A 23,441-nucleotide genomic window follows, 5' to 3' on the forward strand; every position below is an offset into this window, starting at 1 on the left:
ATATCAATAACTAACTTATGACCCAGAGTAACGACCATGTTCTTCAACTCGCTCGCTGGCAGCAGCGCACTCTCTATCATCCAGATCAGCCGTCAGCATCCGCTGGGATTGGCCGCCGCCCGGATCGCGGCCGAAGCCATCGCTGCGGACATGAGCGAGAGCTATCAACTCGATTGCGAATGGGCAGATGAAGAGGAGACCGAGCTTCGTTTTCGCGGCTCAGGGGTACATGGCACTCTCACTCTGGACGAAGATACCCTGGAACTGGAAGTGCATCTTGGTTTGATGCTGCTGCCTGTACGCAGCGTACTGGAGCAGGAGATCCTCGATTATGTCGACAATCGCTTACCTTGCCCCAAACGTGTTTGAAACTCTTCGTTGCACTGGTTTTAAATAAACCAGCTGTAAACGATGGCTGTTTGAAATAAGTTTGCAAGCCATATGGTTTGTCAGATTTATTATCCAGCGAGGTCTTGATTCTATTTGTCAGTAATCTTTCATCTTTATTTCATATTTCGAGTCGGCACTCATTAAAGTCATTCTGATTGCATCAAGTCTTCATCCGGATATGAGGACAGGAGCAATTTGCCGCCTCGGTAAATTCATTTTGTAGGGAAACAACCATGCCACTGAGTGAATTTATCTCCTGCGTCGATACCGCCTGGTTACGCATGGACAGACCCAACAACCTGATGCAGATCATCGGTGTCCTGATGTTTGAAGGGGAGCTTGATGAAGCGCGTCTGCGGGCCGGATTGCGCCATACCATTTCGGTGCAACCCCGCTTCCACCAGCGGGCCGTGCTGGAGGGGGGCTCCTACTACTGGCGCCATGATCCCGATTTCGATCTCGATCAGCACCTCAAGCGAGTGATCCTGCCGGGTGAAGCGGGCAAGCTGGAGCTGGAGAAGCTGGTGGCCGATCTCGCCTCGACGCCGCTCAACCATCAGCGCCCCCTGTGGGATATGCACCTGACCGACACGTCGCTGGGTGGACAAGCGCTGGTGGTGCGCATTCACCACGCCATGGGCGACGGCTTCTCACTGGTTCGGGCCATGCTGACCATGATGGATAACACCCCGGAAGGGGCGCCGCGGCCAACGTCACCGGAGCAACTGGATGACAGCGATGACGAGGATGAGGAGGATTGCCACCAGGGCAGCCGTCTGGTGCGGGCCGGTCTCAAGCTGACCGGTAGCCTCTGGTCCAAATATGTCGAAGTGGTCACCCATCCCACCAAGGCGGTGGATTACCTCAAGACCGGGCGGGATGTGGCGAGCGAGCTGTGCAATATCGCCACCCTCGGTGATGACTCCCCCTGCCGCCTGCGGGGTAAGACCACCAGCACCAAGCGGGTAGCCTGGTCGGAGCAAATTGATCTGCCGGATATCAAGGCCGTGGGCAAGGTACTGGGCTGCTCGGTCAACGACCTGCTGATCGCCGCCACCGCAGGGGCGTTTCGCCACTACCTGCAGGAGAAGGGGGATGATGCCAACAAGGTCAAGATCCGCGCCCTGGTGCCGGTCAATATGCGTGCACCGGACGATGAGGGGGCGCTGGGCAATCGCTTCGGGCTGGTGGCCCTGGACTTGCCACTGGATGTTGAACACCCGTTGCAGCGGCTCTATACCGTGCGTGACCGGATGCAGGCGCTGCGCACCTCGCTGCAACCCGTGGTGGTGCTCAACCTGTTACATGCCCTTGGCATGGCACCCAATGCGGTGCAGCAGCAGGCAGTCGAGCTGCTCACAGCCAAGGCCAGCGCGGTGATCACCAATGTACCCGGCCCGCAGCAGACCCTCTATCTGGCCGGTGCAAAACTACGCCAACCACTGTTCTGGGTGCCGCAATCGGGGGATATCGGCGTCGGCGTCTCCATCCTCTCTTACGATCACAAGGTGCAGCTGGGCCTTATCACCGACAAGAAGCTGGTTCCGGATCCGGATCGGGTGGTCGAGCGGTTTGCAGTGGAGTTCGAGCAACTGCTGTTGCTGGTGCTGATGGAGCCGGAGCTGTTGTTTGACCCCAACGGACTGGATGCGCTGCTCGGTTGAGCGAGCATTTGAAAGACCGATGGCGGCGTAGCCAACCGATCAGCCCCCATCATAAAAGAGGCCAACCCGCGGGTTGGCCTCTTGTTTTGTTATCTATCCGTGGCAAGAGTGGCGGTTAATCCTCCAACTCTTCCCGCGCCGCCTCCACATCGAGGCGCTCCATGGCATCCATCGGTGCGCACTCGGCCGCTTCGGCATAGAGGGCTTCGGCTGCTTTCAGGCGGCTCTTGCCGTGCAGCATCACCTGTGCGTTGGCGTACTCCATGCGGGCGATAGCCGAGTCGGGGATCAGCGCCAGCGCCTCCTTGAAGTGACGCTCGGACTCTTCCTTCTTGGCGCCATAGGTAAGGCCGCCAATCATGGCCCCCAGCTTGTCGACGATTTCCGCGTGCCAGGCGCCAAAGGCAATATGGGCCTCGGCGTGATCTGGCGCCAGCTCCAGCGCTTTCTCAAGGCTTGCCTTGATCTTGTCGCCAATTCCTTGCGAGAGGGCCTTGGAGATGGAGATGACCTGACTGTAGCGACCGAGTGCCAGCGCGTGGAAATACCAGGCGTTGGCGTTCCTGGGCTGACGCTTTTGCAGCTTCTCGGCATGGCTGGCCGCCCGCTCGAAGGCGGCGCGCTTGGCATATTTGTCTTCCAGCAGATAGCTGGCATGGATCACCAGCGCTTTGTTCGCCACATTGAGGCCCGCCTCACCGGCCGCTTCGCCAAGGGCGACGGCCCGGGCAAAATCCCCGGCATGATAGGCCCGCCAGGCATCCTGCACCTGTTCATCCTCGGGCCAGGGTTCGGCATCCCCCTGATGGAGGCGATCCCAGTTGTCCGCCAGCTTCTGGCCGGCATAGTCATAGGCCGCATCCGCGTAGGGGAAGGTGACAAATTCGAGTTGTGAAGTGGTCATGCTTGTTCTCCCTGTAGCATGTGAATCAAACCTTGTCGGTGTAGTGGTGGGCGAGGGCGCCCAGATGAGCGCGGGCATCGGCCCGCAAATAGGGTGCGACCAGTTGCATCACCTGAAAGACGCCGAGGGCAATATCGGCGTCCGCCTTGGGGTGCAGTGCCCGCTGGTAAGAGATCCAGAATGTGCCCACCAGCGCCACATTGGCCGCCAGCGTGCGCATCTGTTGCGCCGTGCCCTCCATCAGCCCGACCGTTTGCAGATGGTTGCAAATGGCAATGGCGGTCTGCTCCTTGCGGCGCAGCAGGGCGGAAAAGCGCTGTTCCACCTGATGATAACCACTCATCAGGGTCGCGATATCGTAGTAGAGGAAACGGTACTGCCAGATGGCTTCAAACATCAGGTGGAGAAAGAGCCAGATATCTTCTGGCTCATCAGACGGGGTGCTGACCGCCTCCAGCAGGCGATCCATCTGCTGTTCAAATTCGCAGAACAGGGCGTTGACGATCTCCTCCTTGTTGTGGAAGTGGTAGTAGAGATTGCCCTGGCTGATCTCCATCTCGGCCGCAATGGCCGAGGTGGTGACGCTGGGTTCCCCTTGTCGATTGAAGCAGGCGAGGGCAGTGGTCAGGATCCGCTCCCGGGTACGACGTTTGGGTTTGCGATCCATGCTACTCCTTTGGTGATGAACGGCGCACGCCGTGGCGATAGCGTTTGGCAAGCCAGTGCTGCAACTGCTCCAGCGACTTGTCGAGGGCGGCGACCGAGCCAATGCCGGGGGCCAGCAGGGTGCGATCTTCATCGGCCAGCGCGGCCAGATTGAGCTCGAGGCCATGCTTGGCCAGCACCGGCGCCAGCTCGTCACGACGCTGCCAGAGATCGCGGCGAGTATGCTGGTAAGCGTGTTCGCAGAGACGGCGGCGATCCCGGTAACTGAACACATTGGTGAAGAACATCTCGCCATCGGCAGAAGAGGGCTCAAACAGCAGGGCGTCGGCGTCGGGATATTGGTGTTTGTAGCGATCCATCCCCACATGCATGCGGGAGTGGATGATGGCGCGAAAGGTCTGGGCCAGTACCACCGGCAGACCGCTGTCCACCAGATTGCTCGGCGCGCCGGCGGCCATGTCCGCATCATAGGGCACCAGCGGATTGATGCAGAACACCAGATCCGCCCCCTCTTCCAGCGCTACCGAAGCGTGCAGAGTCTTGATCAGCGCCCCGTCCACATAGTAACGACCGTTGATCAAGGAGGGCGGAAAGAGACCGGGCAGGGCGGCTGACGCCTGTACCGCCGCCGAGATGGGCACATCATCGAGCCCCGGGCTGCCGAAGGCGACCGGATGACCGGTGTCGAGTTCGGTGGCTACCACAAACAGTCGACTGCGCAACTGGCGGAAATCGTTGCTGCGGCCGGGACGAGAGAAAAACTGGGTCAGGGTGCGATCCACCCCGCGGTTGTCGAACAGTCCGGTCGGAATGGCCTTGGAGAGTCCCTGCAGCGATTCAAACAGGCTGCGCTTCCAGGGGGCCGCCAGATAATAGGTCAGGCTCTGCCACGCCAGTGGCGGGATCGAGGTCAGACGGTCGGCATATTCACGAAAGGCGGGGCGCAGCAAGGTGGCCGGGTCAAACATCTCCCCCGAATCATCGCTGAGCAGGATCCGCACCAGCTTAGCCGGCGAGATGCCGTTGGCCAGCGCCGATGCCACCACGGCCCCCGAACTGACGCCAACATAGATGTCGGCATGGTCAAGGCGCAGGCCGTTGATGCTGTCAGAGAGGGCTGCGCAGGCACCGATCTCGTAGATGCCGCCGAGCGGCCCGCCGCCAGCAAGGGCAATTGCGATGGTACTCATAGCGTCGCCTCTCTATCCATGACATTCACCATGACAAGACCGGCCCAGCGCAGGGCATGGGCCGGTATCAATCACCTTCCGTCACCGCGAGGGATCAGGGCAGGACGCTCTCTGCTTTGGCCTTCACCTCTTTCACCGCATCTTCCGCAGCGGAGAGGAGATCGGCGGCCTGCTCAACCACGGCCTCTTTGGCCTTGGCTACCGGTGCCTTCTTTACCGGAGGCTTGCGGGCAGCGGGCTTTTTGGCGGCAGCCGGTTTGGCTTCAGCGGCAGGAGCCTCCTCTTCCTGCGCATCCAGCAGTTGCTGGACCACGTCGGTCAGCTCGGCCATGCGCTTGGATAGCTTGTCGATATCCTTGCGGGTCGGAATGCCGAGGCTGGCCACAGCGCGGGCCACGCGATCTTCAAACACCTGCTCCAGACGGCCCCAGGTATTGGCGGTCTTGTCGGTCACAGCAGCAATCTTCTCATCTGCGCTCTGACGGGTTTTTGCTTGCAGCGCTTCACCTTCCTGCACCAGGGCTTCAAAGATCTTGCCACCCTCTTCCTGCGCCTTGGCATAGGCACCCAGACCCGCCAACCAGATCTGCTGGGTGGACTCCTTGATGGTGGAGGTGAGTTGGTTGTCGGTCACTGACCCTGCCAGCGCTTTCAATTTCTTAGCCATGATCTTCTCCTTGAATAACGACAGTTAAATGTAATGGCGACAACGAAACTGCAATCGGGTTGTGGCATTACTGATTTTTCAACTTCAGTCTAGGGAGAAAAAATAGAGGGTTCTACCTAATAACGGAACAGGCACACCACCGAAATTAGGGTTTGCTCACGAACCGACAATCAAATTGCGGATTCCCATATGAATCGTGATATATCTAACAACCTAGTAACACCCTAATCAGTAGCAGGATTCTCTTTATGAACTATTTCATTACTGGCGGTAGTGGTTTTATCGGGCGTCGATTGATCAAAAAGTTATTCCAACAGCATCCCGACTGTATCGTCTATTTTCTGATGCGTGCCTCTCATCAGGATAAATTGCCGGAGTTGTTTGCATTCTGGAATGTGGATGAATCGCGCGCAGTCCCGGTTTTTGGCGACATGACGCAACCGCTGCTGGGGGTATCGGTCGAGATACAGGAGCAGTTGATCGGCAAGATCGACCACTTCTTCCATCTGGCTGCTATCTATGATCTGAACGCCAAGGCCGGGATCCAGCAGCAGGTCAACACCGAAGGGACCCGTCAGGCTGTTCAACTTGCCGAGCGGCTGGGGGCGGGGCAGTTCCATCACTGCAGCTCCATCGCTGCAGCGGGCCTGTTCGATGGTCTGTTTCGCGAGGATATGTTTGATGAAGCCGAGCACCTCGACATGCCTTACTTCCAGACCAAGCACGAAGCGGAAGGGATTGTGCGCAATGAGTGCACAGTTCCGTGGCGAGTCTATCGACCTGGGATCGTTGTCGGTGACTCCAATACCGGCGAGATGGACAAGATCGACGGCCCTTACTACTTCTTCAAGACCATCCAAAAGCTGCGCCGTCTGCTGCCGCCCTGGATGCCCGCCATCGGGGTTGAGGGCGGGCGCATCAATATCGTGCCGGTCAACTTTGTGGTCGATGCCATGGTGCATATCGCCCATCAGGAGGGAGAGGAGAACAAAACCTTCCACCTGACCGACCCCAACCCGATGCGGGTTGGCGACATGCTGAGCACCTTCTCCCGCGCCGCCCATGCGCCAGAGCCTGCGATCCGCATCAACGCCTCTCTCTTTAATTTCATTCCCCGCCACCTGACCGCCATGCTGATGACCATGGCGCCGGTGCGCCGTATCCGCGATGCCGCCATCGCCGATCTGGGTCTGCCCAAGGATGTGTTCCGCCTTATCAGTTATCCCACCCGTTTCGACAGTCGCGAAACCCAGCGGGTACTGAAAGGGACCGGTATCGAAGTGCCGCCGCTGCACAGCTACGCCTGGCGGTTGTGGGATTACTGGGAGCGTCACCTCGACCCGGAGCTCTTCATCGATCGCTCCCTGCGTGGTCGGGTAGAAGGCAAGGTGGTGCTGGTGACCGGGGCCACCTCAGGCATTGGCCGTGCAACCGCGCGCAAGCTGGCTGGAGCGGGGGCCAACGTCGTTACCATCGCCCGCGACGAGCAGAAGATTGCCGAGACTAAAGCTGAGTTTGCCGAGCTGGGGCTGACCATCGAGATCTATCAGGGGGATCTCTCCAATCTGGCGCAGGCCGAGGAGATCACCGCTCGCATCGTGGCCGATCACGGTGGCGTCGATATTCTGGTCAACAATGCCGGCCGCTCCATCCGCCGCTCCATCGAGGACTCCTTCGATCGCTTCCACGATCTGGAGCGCACCATGCAGCTCAACTACTTTGGCGCGCTCAAGGTGATCATGGGGGTGCTACCCACCATGATCGAGAAGAAAAAAGGGCACATCATCAACATCTCCTCCATCGGGGTGTTGACCAATGCACCGCGCTTCTCCGCCTATGTTGCCTCCAAGTCGGCCCTCGATGCCTGGGTGCGTACCGCCGCCTCGGAGTTTGCCGACAAAGGGGTGAGCTTCTCCATCATCAATATGCCGCTGGTGAAAACGCCAATGGTCGCGCCGACCAAGGTCTATGAGCAGGTGCCGATGATGACGCCGGAAGAGGCGGCCGATCTGGTGTGCGATACCATCATCAACAAGCATGTGCGACTGGCCACACGCCTCGGGGTGTTTGGTCAGGTGGTGCATGCCCTGGCACCGCGCGTCGCCCAGGTCATCATGAACACCAGCTTCCGCACCTTTGCCGATCCCAAGGATGGCGACAAGTCCAAGGCGACCGCCGATCAGGTTGCCGTCTCGACCCTGATCAAGGGGATACACTTCTAACCGGATGATGGGATAAAGAGAGCAACAGGGGCCTGAGCAATCAGGCCCCTGTTTTATTTGGAATAACTGTTGAAGGACGAATAAGGAGGGTCAGACTCGGGACAGCAGATCAAGCAGCAGATCTGTCGTGCGACGGGAGTAGAGCAGAGAGAGATGGCCAATGGCGGGCAACTCGATATCTTCCATTCCCGCCAATCGTTGCCGCTCCTGTGGCATCACCACATTGTCGTGACTGGTGCGCACTGAGATGCCGGGTACGCAGAGAGGAACCGAGGCGAAACGCTGCAACCAGCCGGAACCGGGCTCCATCTCGCGGGCATTGGCCCCAAGCCCAAGGGCGGCCAACTGACTGCCCTGATGAGGCGTAGCCAGAGTGATCAGGCGTGCGACCTTGTCACCACCATGGATAGCCAGATAGTCGCGGCAGACCAGTCCGCCCATGCTGTGACCGATCAGCACCAGCTTGTCAGCCCCGGTTTGCGCCAACACATCGTCAATTCGCTTGGCCAGTAGCGGCACCATCTCATCGATATGACCAAATGGTGGCATCAGGGTAATGGTGGCGACCACATGGCCTGCAGCCTCCAGTCGGGCGCGCTGGGTGTGCCAGATCCCGCGACTGCAACCGTAACCATGTACCAGCAATACGGGGCGCTGGCATGGACGCAGCCGATCGGGTGCCATCAGCAAAGGCTCGAACGGTAGCAACAAGGTGAAGGTGTAAAGGTAGGCCAGCATCTCCTGCGCCATCATCTTCACCCTGCGCCAGGGGCCGATAGCCGGGGAGGGGTAGAAGCGGGTAAACAGCCAGCTGCCGAGCACCACCAGACAGCGCAACCCAAGCAGGGCAAACACGACAAACAGCAGGGTCAGCAACCAAGGAAGTCCCACGACCACGTGGGCGATACTCCCGAGGAGCAGCACCTCTACCATCAGCAGGATAAACAGGTGTCGTACGATCGTCATAAGGCCATGATCCGACCAGTCTGGCGTGGAAGTCAAATGGCACTTTGAGACAACTTGATCCAACGCGGCTTTTGTCGCTAAACCCCGGCAAACTCTTTTCCGGTGAGGTTATTTGCAATACTGTATATCCATACATATACTCTATCCATCATCACCAAGAGGAGGCCATCATGGCTGTCGAGATCAAATATGTGGTTGTTCGTGGGGGAGTGGAAAAAATGACCTTTGCCAGCAAAAAAGAGGCAGATGCCTATGACAAGCTGCTGGATACGGCCGACGAGTTGATGACCCTGTTGGCTGGTGCCCCGATCGAGTTGGCGCCAGAGCAGCAAGAGAGTCTAGCATTCTACCTGGCAGAGCAGCGTGATGTGCTGCAAACCCTGCTGCGCGGCGGCAAGGTTCAGGCTGGCATGAAAGAGGAAGAGGCCCCAGCAGCCAAGCGCAAGGAGAAGCCACTCAAGCAGGTGGCCTGATTACCCAAGCCTGCCATTTCTCGGGATAAACAGCTCGCCGCATTCACTTCATTTGCATTTAAAACCATTTTTACGGCTATTTACCCCGAGAATTTTTTAACAGCAGTGCATATCAAATGCATAACTAAATAGCGTGCACCACTGAGTGACATCAGCCAGATCTATTAGGAAATAATGAGCAAGCAGTGAAGAGAACGTTATCCAGATCGCTCCCGGTGACCTTAATCAGCAACAACAAGAGGCAGTACCAATCCCAATAGAAGCCGCATTCATCTATCACGAGCCCTTTTCTATCAACTCGGCTCACAGGCCCATATCGATTCATCTCATCATCAACAAGCAACACCATGACTCAACAACCATTATCCTTGCCGCCAGCCATGCCGCTGTTTGACAACCTTATCTATCTGGAAGCTGGCAATCCGCAGGTCAATCAGTACCTTGCCAACCTCAGCCTCAATGATGTGCCCGATGCCGGGCTGGTTTACGAACTGGCGGTCGATTGGCTGCTAGAGCAGCGCAACAGCGAAAACAACTACAAAACCTATCGCAGCGAACTGACCACTTTTTTGCACTGGTGCTTTCGCGAGGCGGCCATCAGCCCGAAAGATCTCACTCGCCGCATCATGATCCGATATCTCGACTATTGTCAGTCCCCCCCTGACAAGTTGATCGCCTATCGCAACGTAGCGCAATTTGTCCTCGACAAGGAGTGGGGGGAGCGGTTACCCAACCCGCAATGGCGTCCGTTTTTGGGCAAACGGGAGCTGGGCCGCACCTTGCCCTATCGTCTTAGCGAGCAGGCGATGAAGACAAAGCTCGCCATCCTGTCGGCCTTCTTCCAGTTCCTGATCCAGGAGGAGTACATGGACAGGAATCCCGCTCTGCTACTGCAGCGGGTCAAACGGCCGCAACAGCAGGAGGCCGATGATCAGGTGCAGGCCTTCAGCGAATTGCAGTGGTCATACGTGATGCAGGCCGCCGATACCCTTGCCAACGACCATCCGGAGCAACACGAGCGCAGCCGTTTTCTCACCATTCTGATGTACGCCTGCTATCTGCGGATCTCTGAGGTTGCAGCCCGGCCAGGCTTTACCCCTGTGATGGGGCAGTTCAGGCGGGATCGCAAAACCGGCGTCTGGGGCTACTTTATTCCGCAAAGCAAAGGGGGCAAACGGCGTACCGTAGCGGTATCCCAAGCGCTGCTGGCGGCACTCGAACGCTACCGCCGCTTCCTCGGTCTCTCTCCCTTGCCAACACCGGATGAACAGACACCGCTGTTCGTTCGCCATAAAGCGGCAGCCCACGGCCGCGAGCAGGGTGAGCTAAACGCCAACCTCGGCATTCGCCAGCTACGGGATTTGATCATGGTGATCATCGGTAAAGGGGCAGAATTGGCAGAGCAGGATGGATTTGCCCAGGATGCAGCCGAAATGCGGCAACTCTCTCCCCATGCGATCCGCCATACCGGGATCACCCATGACATCAACCTGCATGGGAGACCGCTTTCCCACGTACAGGCCGATGCAGGACATGACAGCATCGACACCACTTCGAAATACCTGCACACCAGCAACAGTGAACGACATGAGAGCGCCCAGCAAAAGCCGCTGGACCGGCTGAACCAACAAATGAGAGATAACGTTCACAAAAGATAACGAACAATGTGACATGACCCTGATTTGTATTGACTGCTCTTAGAACACAGAATGGCTTGTTTGGGGTGTCATAGAAGTTGGCTCGGCAATGTGGTACTTCTCTGGATGGCAATCGGTTCAGGAAATATTTTTGGCTCACAAGGATGATTCAGAACAGGTACCTTGCCATCTGCGGTATACATATTTATCCCGTAGCAGAGAAGCAAAAAACGAAATTGCTTGCTGAAACAACGATAACACCCGATGCCGAAAGCTAAGTAACATGCCGGAAGCAGTCATATTCGGTTGAACAGCGCCTTGTTATCACACTTGCATATCCAGTCATCATTGGTGATATTGATATCAATATTAACGAGATACCGAGGAGCAGGTATGCAAGTGGCAGTGGTGGAAAAGACCTTCAGGATCGTTGGCAAAGGGTCGCTCATGGCCCAGTTCACCTTTATCTCTTCAGGCACACTGCATATCTGGTTTCCGGATGTGGGCCTGCAGATGGAGGCCCACTGCAAAGAGTTGCGTATAGAAGATTGCACCATTATCTATACCAATGGCCTCCATCACGGCCAGCCCCGAGCGCTCTGGTCCTTAACCCTCCATCCCGACGATATGAACGAGCTCAAACGTATATTGCAGCAGTTCAACAGCAACCTCTACTTGACCTGCCAGCCACCCACATTGGCCATCGCCAAACGTGCCTTGAATATGAATTGACCCGACTTCCAAAAAAGTCGCAATCATGCCAGCCACAACAATAAACCGTGAGAATTAAGGGGAGGGGAATCTATCGCGATAGTCGGCATTTTTATGGCTGTTTTACAAGAAGGAGTATCAATATTTTCAGAGAGATACCTCTCAAGTAGGGGGCAGATATTTCCAAGAATATTCACGGTAATGACGATGGTTATAACGGTGAAAATCAAACATAACGTTCAATTAGTGAGGGGGATTCCGCACAACGTATTGATTTAATAGTGGACTCTTGTCTCAAAATAGGACATTTCAGTGATGTGGGGCAGGGCGGTTGACTGTGTAATTCTGTTGTCGCTGCAAGAGCATCTGCGGAGGAATCAACCAGATATTGTCTTTCTGCTTTGGGCAGTCAGATCGCTGGAGGTCTGTATGCAGCCTCGATCCTGATCGATTTCCGAACCTTTAAGCTAAGGAAAAGCTGCGGGCTACTGCTTTCAATAAGCCTTGTTATCTCTCACAATGATGCCGATAACCCTATTTATCGGCATCAGTGACAACACCTAACCTGTTGACATCATTAAATAATTTCATGTCAACACGTATCTATTGGTTTATGTGTTTGGTACGATCTTTTCAGCTAGCCAGCGTGGTTAGACCTGCCTAAAGGATCATTTACTAATGAGCAAGCTGATAGATTTGATTGCCCCAGGTCAAGTGGTTGTATTGCGTAGTGGTAGCTTTGATATGACCGTTGATGGTGTTGATAAGGAAAGACAACTAGCCACATGTGTATGGTTTTGTCCTGCTTCAGAACGCGTTCAAATAGAACAGTTTACTGTGCATTCGCTTAGCCGAGTTGGCAGTGAACCGGACACTCAACAGCGCGAATATTTTGCAGTTGGTGAGATAGTTCAGTTGCAAAGTGGCGGTCCATTGATGACGGTGACAACTGTTGACGATTCTTGTGGAAGAGAGCCTTCTATTGGTTGTATTTGGCTTGATCCTTTACAACGTCAATTGACTTCTTTGTATGCCGAGTTTCATCCGGCAGCCCTTGTTAAAGAAGCTGATTTTAGTGAAGAAAAAACCGAGCTTGCTTGGGCTCCTTGGGACAAAGCTCGTGATTCATTGAAGAATTGAGCGTCAGGGGCCTCCGGCCCCTTTGTTCTACCTACAGGTATGACTGCGCATAATGCGAGCATTATGTTGAGGGTTTGCAGCACTTGTGCTGACGGGTGTTGGTAGAACGTGGGCCGCGCAGCGGCATCGTTATACCAATTCCCGCCCGTAACATAATGTCTATTATGCGCGGTGTATCACCTCACTCTCAGCACCCACCACTAGGCGTCACTGTCTATCTCCATCACGTTCTGTGAGTGAAAATAGAGAAAAGGCCTAGATCGCGCGAAATTTGGTAACAGTTACCATAAATGGTGCTACTCTATTTCGGTCACCGTTACCAAAAAGGATTTCCAGATGCGCGACCCGAATGATCATTCCACCTCCGACCTTCTCCCCATACCCCGCCGCCGTGGCCGCCCCAGCACAGGAACGGCACTGACCCCAGCGCAAAAACAGGCTCGATACAGGCAACGGCAGCGAGCACGCACTGTCACGGTCACGTTTGATCGTGCCGCTGTTGACTCGTTGGACTCGCATATCCGCGCCCTGGTAGCTGGATTCGATGCGCCCATCCCACCAGAACATGCGGTCTCTATCCTGGAATCAATCCGGGCCGCGACCCTGGCGCAACTGGCACCGGTGGCAGAATTATGATCGAGATCCATTGCCAGGCAGATTATGAGCAGGCGCTGGCGCTGCTGGAACGACTGATCGATGTCTATGACGCCAACAGGGCGCTGATCGAGCAGCTTTCGCTGGCCATTGAGCTCTGGGAGGAGCAGGCACCGGAGTTCGCCGAGTTCAACCGGGCGGTGGCCGGTGAGCCAGAGCCCTGATTTTGCCGTCCGCACGGGTGGTCATCTGTACGACCACCTACGCCGGTCGGCCTGCCCAGCGGCAGAGAGCGCGACCCCGTAGGGGCGGTTTTTGTTTTTGTGTGTCGGGTCGGTCTGGGGGAGGGTGGTTGGGTCGGGTGGGAGTACTGTAATCTCCCACCCAATTCTCACCGTGATAAATTCGATGTCATTTGAGACCCTTTTTTTGGCCTGTTTGGGGTCTGTTTTCACCTGTAAAAATCGTTGTGTTCCGTCTGACCCTGTGGCAGGATGATCAAGTTCCACGTTTTATGTGGAGCGGTCTGCGGACAACTCGAGACACGTTCGTGTCTCAATCAAATCCTTCGGGATATGACGCCTTCGGGCAATGCACCCCTTCAGGGGTAATGAAAAAAACTGTTGTTGGTCCGGCCTTGGCGCCGAGGCCGGATTTTTTTCATAAGCATTGCATTCGGATGGCGCATGGACCCGGTATCACAGCACACCACCACTGATCACGACAATCTCGAGGCACTTTTAGCCTCCTTTGGCGTTTTTTGCGATTTTGTCGAGCTGCGACTCCATTTCCCCTATGACTCCCGCTACTGCGTGGGCGCCTCCGACGCGGTTGAGTACGACGGCATCGTTAGCCTCTCCACCGAAAAATCGTTCGACATCGACCTGAAAGCACTCGCTCTGCTGGTGCCCGACCTGCGCCTGTGCGCGGAGATCACGCTCCAGCCAGACGGATCGGTGACAACCGATGATTTACACACTCCGTTCGAATCCGTCGAATCGCACCTCGGCTCGATGGCAGTCAAAATTTATCCTCGCGGCAACACCCGGCTCGGTCTAGACCCGTATGTTTCCGTGAAACTCAACCCGACAAAATTAAGCTACGGCTGCAACGCCTATAGCGATATCCGCACCCTCGCCCAGGCTCTGCCGATAGCGCTGTCGGCGTTTGTCCGCGCCTGCCCAGAACTCGCCGCGCTGGTCGACGTGGCAGGTGCCCGGGTCATGCGGATCGACTCCACCTCCGGAGTGCAGTGCGCCACAGTGGCCGATGTCGGGGCCATGCTGCAACGCGTCGGCCACGTTCAAATCGGCCACGTCCATGCTGCTGGCACAATGGATAACTACGCCGATGCCGAGCAGAAAATCCGCCATAAATGCGGCACAAGCGTCTATTTAAACGCCACCTCCGAGCACCAGCGCGGGGTCTGTTACCCAAAGGGCCCCGAGGCCCGCGAGGAACTGAAGCGCGTGACTGCCGAGGCCCGTCGCGACCCCAGCAACGTCGCCCTGGCTGCCCGGGTCGAGGCCCTGTCTGACCCCGCCTACCAGAGCTACTGCGAAAAACTCTTACGTTTTGAGGCCCGCAGTATGCGTCGGGGCATCCTCGGCCAGCTCGAGCGGCTCGGCATCGTTGACTGGGATGGCACCGCCGTCGATCTCATCCGCTGCGAGCATCAGCTCGCGGCCCTTGGTACATCACTCACACACAGCCTCTGGGCACACGTCTGGCGCCCGGTTTTATCTGCACTCTGGGGAGATCCCACCATGTCGCTCGCAAACGAGACCGAGCTCGAGCAAAAACTCGCCGACTATTACGAACAAAATTTTACTGGTCGAGCCCGTTCAATGGGCCTGCGCCGGGCCCTGTGTCACCTGCGAGCGATCATCGATCGCGGCTGGGTTGCGGCAAAAAAATCGCCGCCAGCCAGTCAGGCCAGCTGGTATCGCACCGTCGCTGAGCTGATCGACGCCGGGATCTCCCGTGCAGCCCTCCAGTCTTGTGAGGGGACGGCTGAGAGCCGCCTCGCCGCAGGGGTCGTAGTGTCCATCCGCTCCGTGCTCGAGGTCCAAGCCGTCAACACGGCCCCGACATGGTTCAAACCGGCTGACCTGTCTCGCTGGATGGATGACAGCGACCTAATGCAGGTCCCTTTCCGTCACCGCCTCGCCGTGGGCGACGGTCTGGTTGCCTGCGTTGGCACTGACGACGTGTTATGCGGTCCGGTCGATAGCCGACCCGACACCGACGCAGAAATCCGCGCGTTCCTAGACCGCTCAGCCGGTCACGGTCTGGGCTCCCACGCGGGCGAGTTCCCGCCCGAGGTCGACTGGGATCTGATAGTGGTCCAGTCGGAGGTCGCCGATCTCCGCGTTCCCGCCAAACCCCGCCATCCGCAGCTACGTCTGGTGTGAGGGTTTTTTATGGCACCATTTTTAGTAACCGTTACCAAAAAGGATTGATTCAGATGAACGATAAAACTCAGCCCGTAGGCGCATCCGGCCTGTACCTGGTCGGTGAAATCGCTGGGGTCAAAACCGACGCATTTCGCAACGGCGAGCAGCAGATCATCCGTCATACCGCCGGGGTTCGGATCACCACTGTCGATGCCTATGGCGGGGAGACATCCGAGCTCGTCGAGGTCCGTCTGCCGCAGGCCGCCGTTGATGCAGGTCTGCCGCGTCAGCTCGAGGGGCTGCGCGGTCAGATTCTCAGCCTGCCAGTCTGGGTGCAGGCCTACACCGGAAAACGCGGCGCCGGTTTTGCGCTGATGTTGGACTCAAAACAACAGATTTTGGGGCTCTGATATGCACACAACCACTGTCACCGGCGTGCTGGTCGGCGTTAAACAGGCTCACGATTTTTCCGTCATCGTGCGCACAGCAGATGGCGACGTCGATGTGATCATCCCGCCGCTAGTACTGCAACGCCTGCCCGATCCCGTCGGCCATTTTCAGCGGCTTGTCGGAGAAAAAATCGGGTTTTGCGTCGTGCCGGGGCACGAGATCGATGGCGCTCGCGTACTGGACACGCAGTACCGAAATTCCGAGGCGCGGACCTGATGTCCGCCCTCGAAATCCTGCTCTCGCTGACGCCAGAGCAGGGTGTAGAACTGGCGGCCTCCGTGGCTGCTCTCTGGGGAACGGCCTGGGTGGTCCGGGTCGTCACTAAAACGCTGAAATAATCTAGGAGTCAAAAATGGCAGGTGAATCTGCAGGTGATATCGGCACCCAACTCGTGCAGGCGGCCACTCAGGCCATGTCCGGTGGCACTGCGGCAGTCGTGGGCATCGGTGCGGTTGTACTGGGCATCACGGCGGCGGTGAAACTTCTGCACATCGTGCGCAGCGCGATGGGGCGGTAGAGTCAAACGGCATACTGGCCCCCAGATTGGGGGCCTTTTTATTGGTAAAAGTTACCACAAATAGAGGGGGTTCACATGGGGTGGATCGTCCTAATCGGATTCGCGGGGGCCTTATGGATCATTTTTCGCTGAAAATGTGTGCGGCACTGGTCGTGCTAGGGCTATCTGGACCTGTGTCCGCAGCCCTCAACGTCCCGATCATCGGTGGTAAAACCGGCACGATCGAGACTCTGAATCGCGTCGTCGACGGGCGTGCTCACGCCCTGGTCCGCTGGACCGATCAACTCGGGAACGTCCGCCGAACGGCGGTAGCCCTGCGCCCCGTCGCTGCACAGGGCGGAGCACTGGTGACCCGTGTGCTCGGAGGCCGCCTGATGGCCACAGCCACAGTCGGTCTGCTGCTGGCCGAGGCCGTACGCGGGTCGCTGACCAGTATGTGGCCAGATGTGCAAGTACGACCCGATGGGGTGGCAGTCAGACCCAGCACCCTGCCTGACTGGCAGACCTGCGAGCGCGATCTAATCAAGGCGCCCGACGCAACCGGCGTCAAACGTAGCGCGTACGGTTACCTCCCTTGCTACATGTGGGCCAGCGCTCCGGCCCGACTCGTGCTTCGACTCCCAGCTACAGATCCATGGCGCCCTGACCCTGCATGGCTCAACCATTATGATCTGGGCTCCGAGCGTATGAGGGAGGAATTTTTCGTCCCTGCGGCTCAGCCAGGCATCGCTGAGCGCGGATTCCGCGAAATCATCCGCCCCCAACCAGAAAAACAGCTCGAAATGCCTCAAACAGAGGCATCACTGAGCCCGTCGGAGCTGACCACTGCCCTGATGACCCCCGGGGTCATCGGCCCACTGGCTCAGCATGACCAGCTACCCGCCGAGCTGTGGGAACCGCTGCGTCTGAGTGAACTGGAGACCGATCCCGGTACGACTGGACCAGGGGAGGGCGGCTCTGAGTTGCCGCCAGATGTAGGGATGGGGGATGTGGATCGTCAGGTGCTCGATGTGCGCAACTGGTTCACTCCTGACACCTGGGGATGGCTGCCGCGTACCTGCTCACTGCCTGGCGCGGTCGTGCCGCTACCGCAGTTCCCTGAGTGGAAAATAGATTTTTCGCAACATGAGGGCGCGTTCTGCCCGCTGATCCGCACCTATGTCGTGCCGGCATCCGACCTGACGGCGATCGTTGTTTTTCTCGCTATCGTGCTGCGTGTGCGCACAGGAGGTGCCTGATGTGGGCAACTCTGACCAGCACAATGATCGGCTCGATCCTCGCTCGTGCGCTACTGGCGCTGGGGGTGGGCATCGTATCGATGATCGGTTTTTCCGAGCTGTTGCAACTGGCGATGGGGCGAATCCAGGCGAGCCTGTCCGGCATCCCCGCTGACCTGCTCGGCCTGCTGGGGTATATGCACGCCGATGTGCCTATCAGCGCATTTTTTGCTGGTCAAAGCGCGGCGCTGGCGTTGTCAGCCGCCACCAGATTCCTGCCCAAATAGAGGAGGTGCCCCCCATGATCACGCTCATCACCGGCACGCCTGGCGCCGGAAAAACGCTGCGCTGTGTGGAACTCCTGGCCGAGCTGCGCAACGATGACGATCCAAAAACCCGGTCCAGACTGATTTTCTCGAACGTCAACGACCTCGCACCGGAAATTGGAGCCGTGGCAGAGTTCGACCCACTGCGCTGGATGGACCTGCCCGAGGGCAGCCTGATCGTCGTGGATGAGTGCCAGGATTTTTGGCCGTCCCGTCCCAGTGGTTCCAGACGCCCCGAGAGCGTCGCAGCCCTCAATACCCACCGTCACAAAGGGGTCGATTTAATCCTCCTGACTCAGCACCCAGGGTTGATCGACCAGGACGTCCGAGCCCTGGTGGGGCGCCATCTACATGCGTATCGCCCCCGTGCGCAGGAGCATAGCGTCTGGTATGAGTGGAGCTACTGTGAGGCCGCCTGCCAGCCCAAACTCAAACCGATCCCCGAAAAGCGAAAATTCAATAAACAGATTTTTTTACTGTACAAATCAACAGTAGAGAACACGCACAAACCATTGCCGTGGTGGCCGATCATTAAAAAAGCCCTGTTGCCTGTCGGTGCTATCGCGGCTGGACTAGCAATGGTGGTGACCACATTTTCGAGTATGGCAGGTAGTGGGCAGGAGACCACCACTGCACAGGTAGAGGAGGGCGATCAGCCGCTCTACCAGGCACCGCCAGAACAACTGCCCTCAGTCTCTGAGGCTGTCGCCACCATGTCTCCAGCACCTGCACTGCCGGTGCTGGCGTACCATGGGTGGCTGAAATGGGCTGGTAAAACGCAGTTTTTGCTATGCCTGGAACGGGAGGAGGGCGGTTGCGCCGTCGAGCTCACCTGGGACCAGATAGAGCACTGGCGTGAGGAGCGGGGAGAGATCATCATCATGGCAGGACCGGCAGGGCCGGACCTATGGAAGATCACTGACAGATCTATCTGGCTGGATGCGGCAGAACAGGGGATCGCTCTTGCAAAATTGTGAAACGAAGCGCCGCAGGCGCAGGGCCGTGCGACTGGGCGACGACCGCTAGCGGGCGGCGGACAGGCGGATGGCCGATCATCATTATTTACGGTAACAGTTACCAATAATGAGCGTCATCATGTAATGGAAACATGTAATGGAAATGTGAGATTTCACCTTCAACATCTCCATTTTAACCTTCAAAATCTCTATTTTGACCTTCAACATGTCCCACAGAGTAGGCCCACACCAGAGGAGAGAATCAGATGGGAGAGCATTCACCATTTCGGGTCGCAACCCGTGAGGAGCTGCTGGCCAAAGGATATGTGCTGAGCCTGTCTGAACTGAACCTGCCAGCATCGCCAGAACTGGACCAGATCATCAGCATCCTGCAAACCCAGCGCGGCCCTGTGGCGCTCGCGATCTGGTTCCAGTCGGCCAATGGCTGGCTGAGCAGTGCTAGGCCTGTGGATGTGGTGCGACGGGCCAGCCCAGGGGAAATGTCCGACGTGCTGCATGCCGCACGCCGCGAGGTCGCGCCGATAGACCATGGCTAACAGAGCCATCCAACCCGGTGAGCGAGGTTTAGGGCTGGCCGATGGCACCAGCGTTCACCGACAGGCCACGGGCGCGGGCCTCCCGCAGGCAGCGCTGCCAAAAGTGCCTGCCACTGGGCGCAGCCCATTTAACCTGGTAACGACTGGATAGCCAACAAATCGCCTCCAGCGGCAGATGGGCAAAATCCTGGTGATGGGTGTACCAAAACGCCCGCCAGTCGTTGATAACTGCCACACGGTCGACCACCTGCCAGCGGCAGACCCACAACGGGGTGTCCCGATGAACCAGCACCAACGCACCGGCCAACGGGAACACGTCGAACCACAGCAACTGGTGGTCATCGGGCACAGTGATATCCAGCCGTCGAAAGCGGTGGCACCGCAGTTGTGCCAACAGGTCGACACCGGCAGTCAACTCATCCAGCGAGCGCCGTTCCCGTAGCGGGTTGCTAGTCCTCATCAGTCACGTCCAATCCCATCATTGGGGTCGACCTTGGCCAGCAACTCCGGTGCACACCTGATTTCCATTCAACGTGAAGACCTCCAAAAAGTAATACGGGGGGAATTCCCAGACAACCATGCTCACACCATGCACGGGCGAGGGGTGTTATCTCTTACGAAGTAGGTTTTTTGTCAGTAAGGGCTTGGTTTGCAAGCAATAGCCCCAATATCCGTATGGAGCATTGTGCTCAAAGAGGGGATGCATATGGCAAAGAATATTCGTGGTAACAAGGATGGGAAGAACGGCGAAAACCAAACTTACACCATTCCAGGGCGGGGGACAGTTCCTCGTAAAAAGCTTATTGAAGAGGTACGCGAAGGAAAACATCCTGACTTTCATATTTATGAGCGCAATGGAGTCAAGTACGTGAGATCTGATCCAGATAGCACTGAGCAGAACAACGTTGATAAGGACTAGGATGGTGATGCCGATAAAGCTAGTTATCGGCATCAGGAGGCTTGATGGACATTGATGTATCTACACTATCGACGGTATTAACCGGCATAGGGTTAGGTTCCATTCTTGCTGCTGTTATACAGCAGTTGCTTGCTCGTAGAGCTAAACATTCGGAGAGTCTCTTCAATGAGCGCAAGGCTGCATTTGAGTGCTTTCTGATGAATCATGCAGATATCGCTTTTTCTGGCGCTTCTGAAAAGTACCAGCAACAAGCAGTAACTATTGCCAGAGTAGAGCTCGTGGCTAGCCAGCAAACCATTGATTCTATGTATTTTTTACTGCGACTTCACTATTCCGATGCTGACTATTCAGAACGATTCATACAAGCCAAGTCGCAGCTAATCCATCATATGCGCAAGGATCTAGGGCTTAGTTAAGTATTGATTGGCATTTCATCCATTTTGACTACAGAGGGTTAAGCATATGAGTAACTACAGTAATCCACAGGTACATGAGATTCTGACCAGAGCTGACGCCAAAGGTGGACTGGGTTCAACAAGCACGTTTAATCAAGTGGTTGATGTCTTATCTAAAAGCTGCAACGCAACCAACATTGCGGCTATGGAGCAGTATTTGATGAGCCTTGAATGTGCCAAAAGCATATCGAATGCGGGAGCAATCCTAAGGCACAAAGCTGGTCTCTGAGCTTGATTGCCATTAACTACAAACCCAAGGGGCCTCCGGCCCCTTTGTTCTGCCTACAAGCATGACTGCGCATAATATATATTATGTTAAATTGCATATCTTGTTTCCTGTCACCACTTATTGAACTGTGTATAATGGCAAAAATTGATCCTATCTTCGACCGGATGTCTTAAGTGGCTGAATTAACATCAGAACAATTAAAACCCGCTTTTGCGATTGAACAGTTCCCAAAGCTTAGCGAGCTTGAATCTATCCCCTTTGCTGCGCTGCAACCCAGAGCCATTTCCGGCATCAAACGTCTTGCCAGTTTTGATGGTGACTGTCCGGTCATGCTGCTCAACGGATTCCCCGGCGCAGATTACGAAGGCGTTTGCCAGACGCTGATTGCCGACTCCAATGGCAAGGATGGTGACCTGTTTGATCTCTGCTACACCGAGAATCTGAACAACCCCTACAAGCCTATCTGGCTGCGCCTGCAACCGGGCACCGGTGTTGAGTTTTGCGAAATGGTTGGCGAGCTGCTCAAGCTGTTGAGCCACCATCTCGATGCCGAACGCATCGTGACCCGCATCATGCGCAAGCAGAACAATGATCCGAAAATCGATGATTTCCTCTCCGATCTGGCGGCTCACGTGGCATTGGGTCTGGAGTTCCAGCACCCTATTCTGATCAACCTGCTGATCCACCACGAAGCGCAGGAAGCGCCGGTAATTTATGGCCGTGATCTCAACTGGGATACCCTGTTTGGCTCCATCAACTACCAGACCGAGCAAGGCTCTGTGTATGCCAATCAGCACCTGTTGGAGCCTGGTTTACTGCGCGAAGCCAACGGCGGTTACCTCATTTTGCAACTGGACGAGCTGCTGGATCAGCCGCACCTCTGGTTCAAACTGAAAAATGCCATGCAAAAAGGCGAGCTGGACTGGAACGCCTATCAGGAAGGGAAAACCCTGACCCCCTTCTTCGCGCCTGAAGCGACCCCCATCAAGCTCAAGCTGATCCTGGTGGGTGACCGACTCGACGTGGCCGAGTTCCAGATGCTGGATCGCGATATGTCCGAACGCATCTTCCTGCGCGCGGATCTGGTGTCAGAGGTGAATATTGAAGAGGATCTGCAGGAATTTCTGCAGTACCTGGCCTGGCTGCGCCAGCGCTGGAGCCTGCTGGACTTCACGCCAGCCGCCCTCGCCGCCCTTTGTCGTCATGCCAGTCGCCTCTGTGACCATCAGGAGTGGCTGTCGCTCTCCGAAGTGCAACTCTCCGCAATCATGCGGATGGCTGACAGTCTGGCCCGGGAGCTGGAATCCGATGTGGTCACCGACGAGCATATTCGCGGCGCACTGGAAGAGCAGGATTACCGCCTCAACTATCTGGTTGAGCAGTCAGATCAGGGAGTTATCGACGGCCAGATCCTGCTGCAAACCGATGGCGAAGAGATTGGCCAGATCAACGGCCTGTCGGTCATTCAGGTCTCCGGTCACCCCTATGACTTCGGCGAGCCGGTGCGCCTCACTGCTACCGTACACCTTGGTGATGGCGATGTGGCGGATATCGAGCGCAAAGCGGAGCTGGCCGGTCATATCCACGCCAAGGCGATGATGATTATCCACGGCTATCTCTCCAACAAATTTGGTGCAGAGAACCCCTCCCCCCTGTCGGCCAATCTGGTGTTCGAGCAGTCTTACCACGAAATTGATGGCGACAGCGCTTCACTGACCGGCTTGTGTGCCCTGCTCTCTGCCCTCGCCCGCCAGCCTATCTATCAGCACTTCGCCGTGACCGGTGCGGTCGATCAGTTTGGCAATGTGCAGGCCGTTGGTGGCGTGAACGAGAAGATTGAAGGCTTCTTCCGGGTGTGCAAAATCCACGGCATCACCGGCAAGCAAGGGATCATTTTGCCGGGCACCAACATCCAGCAGCTGAACCTCTCTGACGAGGTGATTGCAGCGGTTGAAGCAGGCCAGTTCCACATCCACCCGGTGGATCATGTGGAAGAGGCCATCGAGTTGCTGACTGGCTGTGTCGCCGGTGAGCCTGATATGCCCGATACCCTGTTTGGCCGTATTCAGGAGCGGTTGGACGAGTTGAACGGCTCCACTGCCAAAGTCGGACTGCTGCAATCCCTGCTGGGGCGCCTGTTTGGCCGCTGATGAAGTGATCGGAGTTGTTTAGCGAACAACTGTAAGCTAAATTGG

The 23,441-nt window shown here is 56.7% G+C and carries 26 protein-coding genes; 20 read left to right on the forward strand and 6 right to left on the reverse strand.

The window, feature by feature from the left end; all coding sequences use genetic code 11:
• Positions 1 to 36 precede the first annotated feature (36 nt).
• Together AB5Y71_RS11210 and AB5Y71_RS11215 are read left to right on the forward strand one after the other, a co-directional pair.
• Positions 37 to 369, forward strand: a complete 333-nt coding sequence (locus tag AB5Y71_RS11210) for a polyhydroxyalkanoic acid system family protein (RefSeq protein ID WP_019446402.1) — start codon at positions 37 to 39, stop codon at positions 367 to 369.
• 254 nt (positions 370 to 623) lie between these two features.
• Positions 624 to 2,054 carry a wax ester/triacylglycerol synthase family O-acyltransferase gene (locus AB5Y71_RS11215; protein WP_368171588.1) on the forward strand — a complete coding sequence of 477 codons (1,431 nt, stop codon included), beginning with the start codon at positions 624 to 626 and terminating at the stop codon, positions 2,052 to 2,054.
• Between the two features lie 115 nt (positions 2,055 to 2,169).
• Here the strand turns inward: AB5Y71_RS11215 and AB5Y71_RS11220 are convergent, their stop codons facing one another.
• The 4 genes from AB5Y71_RS11220 to AB5Y71_RS11235 form a co-directional block, all read right to left on the reverse strand.
• On the reverse strand, positions 2,170 to 2,958 hold the full coding sequence (locus AB5Y71_RS11220) for a hypothetical protein (protein ID WP_127005618.1): 789 nt from the start codon (positions 2,956 to 2,958) through the stop codon (positions 2,170 to 2,172).
• A gap of 25 nt (positions 2,959 to 2,983) precedes the next feature.
• The gene (locus AB5Y71_RS11225) at positions 2,984 to 3,625 is read right to left on the reverse strand and encodes a TetR/AcrR family transcriptional regulator (RefSeq protein WP_005345492.1); all 642 of its coding nucleotides are present in this window, start codon (positions 3,623 to 3,625) and stop codon (positions 2,984 to 2,986) included.
• A gap of 1 nt (position 3,626) precedes the next feature.
• A complete protein-coding gene (locus AB5Y71_RS11230) occupies positions 3,627 to 4,814 on the reverse strand; it encodes a patatin-like phospholipase family protein (RefSeq protein WP_127005617.1) in 1,188 nt (395 codons plus the stop codon).
• A 94-nt stretch (positions 4,815 to 4,908) separates the two neighbouring features.
• Complete coding sequence (locus AB5Y71_RS11235; RefSeq protein WP_005333118.1) at positions 4,909 to 5,481, reverse strand: phasin family protein; 573 nt, start codon at positions 5,479 to 5,481, stop codon at positions 4,909 to 4,911.
• A gap of 248 nt (positions 5,482 to 5,729) precedes the next feature.
• On the opposite strand from AB5Y71_RS11235, the gene AB5Y71_RS11240 reads away from it, so the two are divergent.
• On the forward strand, positions 5,730 to 7,703 hold the full coding sequence (locus AB5Y71_RS11240; RefSeq protein WP_159158995.1) for an SDR family oxidoreductase: 1,974 nt from the start codon (positions 5,730 to 5,732) through the stop codon (positions 7,701 to 7,703).
• 90 nt (positions 7,704 to 7,793) lie between these two features.
• Here AB5Y71_RS11240 and AB5Y71_RS11245 read toward each other — a convergent pair whose 3' ends face one another.
• Entirely contained in the window at positions 7,794 to 8,669 is an 876-nt protein-coding gene (locus tag AB5Y71_RS11245) for an esterase/lipase family protein (protein ID WP_368171589.1), read from the reverse strand.
• 170 nt (positions 8,670 to 8,839) lie between these two features.
• On the opposite strand from AB5Y71_RS11245, the gene AB5Y71_RS11250 reads away from it, so the two are divergent.
• The 14 genes from AB5Y71_RS11250 to AB5Y71_RS11315 all read left to right on the forward strand — a co-directional run bounded on the left by AB5Y71_RS11250 (position 8,840) and on the right by AB5Y71_RS11315 (position 19,643).
• Positions 8,840 to 9,142 (forward strand): YebG family protein, encoded by a 303-nt coding sequence (locus tag AB5Y71_RS11250; RefSeq protein ID WP_100653758.1) that lies wholly within the window; start codon positions 8,840 to 8,842, stop codon positions 9,140 to 9,142.
• 380 nt (positions 9,143 to 9,522) lie between these two features.
• The gene (locus AB5Y71_RS11255; RefSeq protein ID WP_368171700.1) at positions 9,523 to 10,800 is read left to right on the forward strand and encodes a tyrosine-type recombinase/integrase; all 1,278 of its coding nucleotides are present in this window, start codon (positions 9,523 to 9,525) and stop codon (positions 10,798 to 10,800) included.
• Between the two features lie 372 nt (positions 10,801 to 11,172).
• On the forward strand, positions 11,173 to 11,511 hold the full coding sequence (locus tag AB5Y71_RS11260; RefSeq protein WP_005333109.1) for a hypothetical protein: 339 nt from the start codon (positions 11,173 to 11,175) through the stop codon (positions 11,509 to 11,511).
• Positions 11,512 to 12,168: 657 nt separating this feature from the next.
• The gene (locus AB5Y71_RS11265) at positions 12,169 to 12,630 is read left to right on the forward strand and encodes a DUF2158 domain-containing protein (protein WP_368171590.1); all 462 of its coding nucleotides are present in this window, start codon (positions 12,169 to 12,171) and stop codon (positions 12,628 to 12,630) included.
• Between the two features lie 632 nt (positions 12,631 to 13,262).
• Positions 13,263 to 13,448, forward strand: coding sequence for a hypothetical protein (locus tag AB5Y71_RS11270; RefSeq protein WP_047440144.1), 186 nt, complete (start codon positions 13,263 to 13,265; stop codon positions 13,446 to 13,448).
• Between the two features lie 462 nt (positions 13,449 to 13,910).
• A complete protein-coding gene (locus AB5Y71_RS11275; RefSeq protein ID WP_368171591.1) occupies positions 13,911 to 15,638 on the forward strand; it encodes a phage/plasmid replication protein, II/X family in 1,728 nt (575 codons plus the stop codon).
• A gap of 53 nt (positions 15,639 to 15,691) precedes the next feature.
• Positions 15,692 to 16,030, forward strand: a complete 339-nt coding sequence (locus AB5Y71_RS11280) for a DNA-binding protein (RefSeq protein WP_368171592.1) — start codon at positions 15,692 to 15,694, stop codon at positions 16,028 to 16,030.
• A 1-nt stretch (position 16,031) separates the two neighbouring features.
• Positions 16,032 to 16,286: a hypothetical protein gene (locus tag AB5Y71_RS11285; protein ID WP_368171593.1), complete on the forward strand. Its 255-nt coding sequence runs from the start codon at positions 16,032 to 16,034 to the stop codon at positions 16,284 to 16,286.
• Positions 16,286 to 16,408, forward strand: a complete 123-nt coding sequence (locus AB5Y71_RS11290) for a hypothetical protein (RefSeq protein ID WP_368171594.1) — start codon at positions 16,286 to 16,288, stop codon at positions 16,406 to 16,408. Before AB5Y71_RS11285 ends, AB5Y71_RS11290 begins: the two co-directional genes overlap by 1 nt.
• A gap of 14 nt (positions 16,409 to 16,422) precedes the next feature.
• Entirely contained in the window at positions 16,423 to 16,587 is a 165-nt protein-coding gene (locus AB5Y71_RS11295) for a major capsid protein (protein WP_157160767.1), read from the forward strand.
• Between the two features lie 113 nt (positions 16,588 to 16,700).
• Positions 16,701 to 17,825, forward strand: a complete 1,125-nt coding sequence (locus AB5Y71_RS11300) for a hypothetical protein (RefSeq protein WP_368171595.1) — start codon at positions 16,701 to 16,703, stop codon at positions 17,823 to 17,825.
• Positions 17,825 to 18,091, forward strand: a complete 267-nt coding sequence (locus tag AB5Y71_RS11305) for a DUF2523 family protein (RefSeq protein WP_368171596.1) — start codon at positions 17,825 to 17,827, stop codon at positions 18,089 to 18,091. Before AB5Y71_RS11300 ends, AB5Y71_RS11305 begins: the two co-directional genes overlap by 1 nt.
• A 14-nt stretch (positions 18,092 to 18,105) precedes the next feature.
• Positions 18,106 to 19,107, forward strand: a complete 1,002-nt coding sequence (locus AB5Y71_RS11310) for a zonular occludens toxin domain-containing protein (RefSeq protein ID WP_368171597.1) — start codon at positions 18,106 to 18,108, stop codon at positions 19,105 to 19,107.
• 245 nt (positions 19,108 to 19,352) lie between these two features.
• Positions 19,353 to 19,643, forward strand: a complete 291-nt coding sequence (locus AB5Y71_RS11315) for a hypothetical protein (protein ID WP_368171598.1) — start codon at positions 19,353 to 19,355, stop codon at positions 19,641 to 19,643.
• 28 nt (positions 19,644 to 19,671) lie between these two features.
• Here the strand turns inward: AB5Y71_RS11315 and AB5Y71_RS11320 are convergent, their stop codons facing one another.
• Positions 19,672 to 20,103 carry a hypothetical protein gene (locus AB5Y71_RS11320; protein WP_368171599.1) on the reverse strand — a complete coding sequence of 144 codons (432 nt, stop codon included), beginning with the start codon at positions 20,101 to 20,103 and terminating at the stop codon, positions 19,672 to 19,674.
• A 246-nt stretch (positions 20,104 to 20,349) separates the two neighbouring features.
• On the opposite strand from AB5Y71_RS11320, the gene AB5Y71_RS11325 reads away from it, so the two are divergent.
• The 3 genes from AB5Y71_RS11325 to AB5Y71_RS11335 all read left to right on the forward strand — a co-directional run bounded on the left by AB5Y71_RS11325 (position 20,350) and on the right by AB5Y71_RS11335 (position 23,396).
• Positions 20,350 to 20,562 carry a DUF3892 domain-containing protein gene (locus AB5Y71_RS11325; protein ID WP_323875448.1) on the forward strand — a complete coding sequence of 71 codons (213 nt, stop codon included), beginning with the start codon at positions 20,350 to 20,352 and terminating at the stop codon, positions 20,560 to 20,562.
• 44 nt (positions 20,563 to 20,606) lie between these two features.
• Entirely contained in the window at positions 20,607 to 20,978 is a 372-nt protein-coding gene (locus AB5Y71_RS11330; RefSeq protein ID WP_279498260.1) for a hypothetical protein, read from the forward strand.
• Between the two features lie 441 nt (positions 20,979 to 21,419).
• Complete coding sequence (locus AB5Y71_RS11335; protein ID WP_368171600.1) at positions 21,420 to 23,396, forward strand: Lon protease family protein; 1,977 nt, start codon at positions 21,420 to 21,422, stop codon at positions 23,394 to 23,396.
• Positions 23,397 to 23,441: the final 45 nt, after the last annotated feature.

This window comes from Aeromonas sp. R9-2 (genome assembly GCF_040908025.1).
GTDB lineage: Bacteria > Pseudomonadota > Gammaproteobacteria > Enterobacterales > Aeromonadaceae > Aeromonas > Aeromonas veronii.